Here is a 7,575-nt window from a genome sequence, read left to right as displayed (position 1 = left end):
ACTCTTGTGTAATTATGAAAATTGCTTATATATCTTCCTATCCACCCCGTGAATGTGGTATTGCCACTTTCAACAACAATCTACTTAAAGCGATCGGCTCCAATAAAAAAACAGTATCGGAAGACAGTTTCGTGGTAGCGATGAATGATTCAGATTCTTTAGATGAATATGAATACCCTAAAGAGGTTAAATATGTAATAAGACAAGAAAACCAGAAAGATTATATCCGTGCCGCTGATTACATAAACACCAGTATTGCTGACGTTTGTATTTTAGAGCATGAATATGGCATTTATGGCGGAGAAAGTGGAGTTTATATTCTGCCACTCATCGCAAGGCTTCAAAAACCACTTATCACTATTTTCCACACCATATTAAAAGACCCTAATTATATGCAGCTTACTGTTTTGCGCGAGATCGCAAAACACTCTTCCAGAATTATAGTAATGAGCCATAGAGCTGTAGGCTTTTTAACCAGCATTTACGGAATTCCTTTTGATAAAATTCAATTAATTGAGCATGGTGTTCCTGATTTGGAACCTAAAGATGTTAATCCTGTAAAAAACACCCTGGCATTTAAAAACAAAAAGGTCCTATTCACTTTCGGCTTGATCAGCAGAAATAAAGGTTTGGAAACGGTTATTGAAGCACTACCAAAAATAGTAGCTAAAAATCCGGATGTGATGTATGTTATTTTAGGGACAACCCATCCTGGCGTGATACGTAACTCTGGAGAAGAATATCGTGATGGGCTAAAAAAACTGGCGAGAAAGCTTAATGTTGAAGACAACCTTACCTTCATTAACAAATTTGTATCAGAAGAAGAGCTGTTCGACTATCTGACGGCCTGCGACATGTACATTACGCCCTATTTAAATGAAGCACAAATTACCAGCGGAACACTTTCATATGCTGTTGGAGCAGGTACAGCTGTACTATCAACTCCTTACTGGCATGCACAGGAATTACTTGCTGATCATCGTGGCAGATTATTCGACTTTAAAGATACCGATGGCCTTGCAGAAATTGTAAATGAATTATTTGAAAGTGATGAAAAACTCAATCAGTTAAGGGCTAATGCATATGAATACGGCTTACATCTACGCTGGCCTACGACGGGGGAAGTTTTTGTTGATGTGCTGACAGAAGCCATTTCTAAATTCCTTTCAGAGAAAGAAACTGGTAACAAACCTATTATAGACCCAGACATGATGCCTGCTTTTAGCCTGGCACATATACAACGTTTAACGGATGATACCGGAATTGTGCAGCATGCCAAATATGGAATACCAAATCTTAAGGAAGGGTATTGTTTAGACGATAACTCAAGGGCTTTAATATTAACTATCCTGGCCTATCAGCAAAACAAGAGTAAGGCTGCTTTAGATTTATTGCCTATTTATTTGAGCTACATTCAATACATGCAATGTGATGATGGAAACTTCAGAAATTTTTTAAGTTTCAAAAGAGAATATCTGGATGAGGTTGGTACGGAAGATTCGTTTGGGCGAACAATTTGGTCCTTAGGATATTTAATTAACAATGCACCTAACAATTCCTACCGTGAATTTGCGAAAGAATTATTCCTGAAATCTATTCCTCATTTTAAGAATCTGACGCATTTAAGAGGAATTGCCAACACGATGATTGGCTTAACTCATTTTATAAATGCCCATCCTTATGATGAGCACATTAAAAGTCAGTTAGATCAGCTTGCGGAACCTTTGAAAGCTGCCTACCGTGCCAATAAGGAAGGTCACTGGAATTGGTTTGAGAACAAATTAACCTACGATAATGCCATACTTCCACTTGCCTTGATGTATCATTACGAGATCAGCAAAGATCCTGAATCAAGGGAAATTGCTTTTGAAAGCTTGGAATATCTGACTCAAAAAACGCTGATAAAAGGTTATTTAAATCCGGTTGGGAACGATGGCTGGCTTTATAAGGATGGCGGAGAAATGGCCATATATGATCAGCAGGCCATCGAAACTATGGGAATGGTAATGGTATATTTTAAAGCGTACGAGATTACCCGAGACTTAACCTATATTAAACAGATGTACTTAAGTTACCAGTGGTTTTTAGGAGAAAACTCCTTACATATTCCATTGTATGATTATGAAACCAAGGGTTGTGCAGATGGGTTACAAACTTATGGGGTAAACAGGAATCAAGGTGCAGAAAGTACGTTAGCGTATTGGATTTCGCATCTTATTGTTCTTAAGGCTTTGGAATCGGAATACGAATTTATTCAAAGTAGCGACCTTACTGCAGCTCAAAAACAAACTTTTTAAGTTATGAGGATAGCGGTTCTGGCACCCGTAGCCTGGAGGACTCCGCCCAGGCACTACGGGCCATGGGAACAAATGGCATCTAATTTAACTGAAGGATTGGTAAAATCCGGCATAGAAGTAACCTTGTTTGCTACTGCCGACTCAATTACTGCCGCTAAGTTAGATGCTGTAATTAACGAAGGATATGAGGAAGATAAAACCTTAGATGCTAAGGTTACCGAGTGCCTGCATATCAGTAACCTTATGGAAAAGGCCGATCAGTTTGATCTTATTCATAATCATTTTGATTTTTTGCCCCTTACCTATTCAGGGCTCATAAAAATACCTTTAATTACGACTATTCATGGCTTCTCTTCGGAGAAGATCTTGTCTGTATATCAAAAGTACAATGCTTCTGGTCACTATGTTTCTATAAGCAACGCCAACAGGCATGCTTCTTTAAAATACCTGGCTACCGTATACAATGGCATTCAAACTGATAATTTTGATTTCAATGCCAATCCAGATGATTACTTATTGTTTTTCGGACGAATCCATTCTGACAAAGGACTCTTTGAAGCTATACAAATTGCAATAAAAACAAAGCGCAGGTTAATTATTGCAGGCATTATACAAGACCAGAATTATTACAAGGAAAAAGTTGAACCTTTTTTAAGCGATGATATTAAATTTATTGGCTCGGCCGGTCCGGAAAAAAGAAATAATTTGTTGCGGAAAGCATATGCACTTCTGCATCCAATTAGCTTTGAAGAACCTTTTGGTTTAAGTGTTGCAGAGGCAATGCTTTGTGGAACGCCAGTTATTGCTTTTCATAGAGGGGCAATGCCTGAATTGATAAAAGATCGGGAAACAGGGTTTTTGGTGAAAAATGTTGATGAAGCAATTGAAGCTGTTTCAGAATTATCCATCATTGATCGCTCAAAATGCCATAAATGGGCGTTCGAAAACTTTTCTCAGGAAAAGATGGTGGCCGATTACATCAGCCTTTACCATCAGATTTTATAGCTCTTTACTATTATTTAGAGCCCTTAAGTTTTTCGAGTAATATATCTATTTTGACGCCTGCAAATGAAGAACAATAGTCGGACAAACCATAAGGAATGATCAGCTCTCCATTATGGATGATAGAACCGCACGAATAAAGTACATTGGGCACATAGCCCTCGCGCTCATCATTATTAGGAATTACCAACGGTTCTTTCAGTCTTCCAATTTCTATAGATGGATCGTCTAAATCGAAAAGACTTGCCCCTAAGCAATACCTCCGCATCGGACCAACACCATGTGTAATGACTAACCACCCTGCCTCAGTCTCAATTGGGGAGCCGCAATTCCCTATCTGTATAAATTCCCAGGAGAATTTAGGTTCCTGAAGCTTAACCGGGTTATCCCAAACGGTGAGTCTGTCAGAATACATTAAATAGTTATTGCAACCATCAATACGCGACATCATGGCATATTTACCATTGATCTTTCTTGGAAACAAGGCAAGGTTTTTATTCTGTGCACCTATTCCGTGCAACGGGCTGATTTTAAAATCGTAAAAATCTGTAGTTTGCAGCAGCTTAGGCATAATCATAGCCCCATCAAATGCAGTATAGGTTGCGTAATATATTACTGTGCCATCGTCCTTAACAAAGCGAACAAACCTTGCATCTTCTATGCCTTTACGTTCAAATTCAGAAATCGGGAAAATTACACGATCAGAAATATCAGTATCTCTTGAAAAACTAATCTCATGATAGGTATCAGACAGCCAAAGCACCTTATCATATTCCAGTTTTTTTAAGTCGGTTTCCTGCAGGCTTTTAGAATCCAGAATAATCCTGCGCAGTGTAGCATAATCAAACTTATCCTCTAGTTTTAAACCTACCTCATCCAACACTTCAAGATCTATTTTGGAATCGGCTGCTTTTTTAAGAAAAAGCTTTTTATTATAGATGGCATTTTTTACCACTTCTGCCTCATCAATATAGTTTCCTGCCGGAATCACAGTAATGTCGTGATTGCGATCAATGAGTGCTCGTCTAAATACCACAGAGGAAATATGTCCCTCCCCTACAGCCCTAAAACTAATAATCACTCTTTTTTCACCTTCTACCAAATCAGACTGATCAGGATCTTCAATTACTGATGGATTAAAAAAAGCTGCAGACTCTATAGAATATTCATGAGTAAAATAGGAACCAATGAGTAGCTTGTGGTATTTATCAAGTTCCTCGTAATCGAAGCCAGCGCTCTCGATACAGTCTTTTACCTTTTTACAATGCCTGTTTAGAATTTTGGTAATACTTCTATGTCTCTTAGAATACTCCTGAAGCAAGGGTGATATAATATCAAAAACTTCAGTTTCAGTAAGCTCCATTACCTTTTTGATAACTTCTATTGCTCGTTCATCACCATTAAAAAAGAATCGTGCAATTACACGTTTTGGATCCGGGTATACTTTTATAGGCTTTCGTTCTATTAATAATCTCATAGTGTTATAACACTTTAGTAGGTACAATGATTTTATGAATATAATTTTTTTTAACGAAAGCGCCATTATGGTTTGGCACATTTAAAAAAAACTGATGCAAATTCTGCCAGAATGCCCTTATAATTACTGACAATTATACAATAATAGTCAAATTGACTATATATTTACATGTTAATTAAATGACAATTAATAGTTAATTGTCACCCTAAAATAATATTGAAATCCATCATTAATTTTATTTCACTATCAATTAGCGAGTTACAAAAAAATACGATTCCAGCAAAATAAGGCATATTATGTTTGGCACACCTGTTGACTATATAACGTAAATGGTCAGAATATAAAAACTAGCGAATGACCAGATTATAAATTAAAAAATAAGAAAATGAAAAAATTATTATTATCATTAGTTGCAGTTTCTGCATTAGCATTTACTACTCAAGCACAAACTGAAAAAGGAAAAATTATTGTTGGTGGTAACGTAGCATTTGACACAAAGAAATCTGATGCAGATGGTGCTAAATCAAATACAAGTTTTGCGATTGTGCCAAGCGTAGGTTACTTTGTAAGCGATAACATTGCAATTGGTACTGGCGTTGGTTATAGCTACGACAAACAAGTTAGTGAGTTCGAAAAACAAGCTTTTGTAGTTAGTCCTTTTGGTCGTTACTATGCTAACTTATCTGAGTCATTCAAATTCTTCGGTCAGTTATCTGTACCAATGGAATTCGGAACTGCTAAAGCTGTAGATGCAGCTGGTAAAGTAGGTGAGAAAGTTGGTTCTACTACAGAAATTGGTGTTGCATTATCGCCAGGTTTTGCTTTCTTTCCAACTAAAAAAATCGGTATCGAGTTTGCAGTTAACGGATTAAGCTACAACAACTATCGTGTTGAAAACGGTGACGGCGATAAAGTAAAAGGAGCTGGTTCTGATTCATTCAGCTTTGGAGCTAACTTTTTCCAACCTAAATTAGGTATCCAATTCCACTTTTAATAGACTTTACATTTGGTTAGATAAAGAGCCCTTCGCATTAGCGAGGGCTTTTTTTATGACCAGTTTTTTTATTAAAACTCGTAATGGTTTACTATTTTTGGAAAACTAGCTTAACAAAATGAAAAAAACTATATTATTTGCAATCGGGTTCGGATTTATTTTATCCGCACACGCACAGAATAGTGCGTTAAAACCCGTAAAAGAAAATGCGGCAACTTCGGTTAAAAACCAAGGTCAGTCTGGCACCTGCTGGAATTACTCTACAACTTCCCTGATTGAATCTGAAGGGTTACGCAAAGGTTTAGGGGAACTGGATCTATCAGAAATGTTTACTGCACGTAATGTGTACATAGAAAAAGCTAAGAATTACATTCTCCGCCAGGGAAAAGCGCAGTTTGGAGAGGGTGGTCTTGGGCATGATTTAGTACGCTCCATATCTCTTTATGGTGCAATGCCTCAGGAAGCTTTCCAGGGTGTTAGCGGCGAAATACCTGATCACACCGGCTTGGAAACTGCACTAAAAACATATCTTGACGGCGTACTTAAAAAACGTCCGCTAGATAATGACTGGCTAAAGGGTTATGAGCAAATTCTGGATCAGAAAATTGGGGTTCCACCAGCTAATTTTGACTACAAAGGCAAAAGCTACACTGCACAAACCTTTGCTAAAGAGGTGCTAAAATTTGACGCTAACGATTATATAAACATCACTTCTTTTACTCACCATCCTTACTATACCCAATTTATTCTGGAAGCACCAGACAATTTTGCAAACGGGTCATTTTACAACCTTCCACTGGCAGAAATGGTAACCATGACAACTACTGCAGTAAAAAATGGATATACCATTATGTGGGATGCCGATGTGAGCAGCAGAAACTTTCAACAGAAAAAAGGATATGCTATGTTATTCGCTGATACAGTGGATGCGAAACAAGCTGATTTAAACCCTGATATGAAAGAAATAGCATATACACCGGAACTGCGTCAGCAATTATACGAGAACTTAACCACTCAGGATGATCACCTGATGCATTTAATTGGTCTTGAGCAATCAGCAAACGGGAAACTGTTCTTTAAGGTAAAAAACTCATGGGGAGATGTTGGGCCTTTTAAAGGTTACATAGAAGTATCTGAACCTTATTTTGCGATTAATACAGTAAGTCTTGTAGTACCTAAAGCGGCGCTTTCAAAGGAATTAAAGAACAAACTAGGTATAAAATAAATTCAATTCATTAAATAAAAAGGGGGCTGATGCCCAGTCATGGTCGGAAGATTTTTCTTCCGACTTTTTTGCGTAAAAGAGTTTGTTTTATTTTCGTAAACACTTGACAATCAGTTGTTTATTCTTGTTTTTGTGGATTTAAATTAGTATCTTAATTGCTGATAATCAATAAGATATGGCAAAATTTAAAGATCATGCTATCAGTGCAAAACATCTATTAGGGTACATTCCYGAGGCGCTGATMKCAAATTTRTCSCTYACTACCAAGATCGATCATTACGCRAAGGTTYTKCATGGTAATAAGCTATTCTATCTTCTGTTGTATGGTATCTTGGATAATGAAAAACTAAGTTAACGAACTTTAGACGATACCTTCAATGATTCTGTATTCAAAGTACTTTTTAATCTGGATGAGGATGAACGGGTACGCAGAAGCTCCATTTCAGAGCGACTTTCTAAAATAGATCCAGATTATTTTAAGCAGATCTATGAATGCATTTACGATCAGTTCTCCAGTTTGTACTCCCTAACCGAAAGAGAGAAATATAACCTTATCCGTGTTGATAGCTCAATGGTTAGT

The 7,575-nt window shown here is 37.2% G+C and carries 5 protein-coding genes; 4 read left to right on the top strand and 1 reads right to left on the bottom strand.

Translation table 11 applies throughout. The features are described from left to right. Positions 1-14 precede the first annotated feature (14 nt). Entirely contained in the window at positions 15-2,297 is a 2,283-nt protein-coding gene (locus tag AC1DDX_RS18800) for a glycosyltransferase family 4 protein (RefSeq protein ID WP_172659705.1), read from the top strand. Between the two features lie 3 nt (positions 2,298-2,300). After that, positions 2,301-3,302, top strand: coding sequence for a glycosyltransferase family 4 protein (locus AC1DDX_RS18795; RefSeq protein ID WP_288878936.1), 1,002 nt, complete (start codon positions 2,301-2,303; stop codon positions 3,300-3,302). 10 nt (positions 3,303-3,312) lie between these two features. Here the strand turns inward: AC1DDX_RS18795 and AC1DDX_RS18790 are convergent, their stop codons facing one another. Next, the gene (locus AC1DDX_RS18790; protein WP_172659703.1) at positions 3,313-4,776 is read right to left on the bottom strand and encodes a glycoside hydrolase family 130 protein; all 1,464 of its coding nucleotides are present in this window, start codon (positions 4,774-4,776) and stop codon (positions 3,313-3,315) included. A 385-nt stretch (positions 4,777-5,161) separates the two neighbouring features. Here AC1DDX_RS18790 and AC1DDX_RS18785 point away from each other — a divergent pair, with 385 nt between their 5' ends. Both AC1DDX_RS18785 and AC1DDX_RS18780 read left to right on the top strand, forming a co-directional pair. Further along, positions 5,162-5,770 carry an outer membrane beta-barrel protein gene (locus tag AC1DDX_RS18785; RefSeq protein ID WP_172659702.1) on the top strand — a complete coding sequence of 203 codons (609 nt, stop codon included), beginning with the start codon at positions 5,162-5,164 and terminating at the stop codon, positions 5,768-5,770. Positions 5,771-5,888: 118 nt separating this feature from the next. Next, on the top strand, positions 5,889-6,995 hold the full coding sequence (locus tag AC1DDX_RS18780; RefSeq protein WP_288878933.1) for a C1 family peptidase: 1,107 nt from the start codon (positions 5,889-5,891) through the stop codon (positions 6,993-6,995). Positions 6,996-7,575: the final 580 nt, after the last annotated feature.

It is taken from the genome of Pedobacter sp. 10L46_2 (assembly GCF_056395165.1).
Note: the sequence above shows the minus strand (reverse complement) of the source record. Positions and strands in the feature narration are given on the sequence as shown.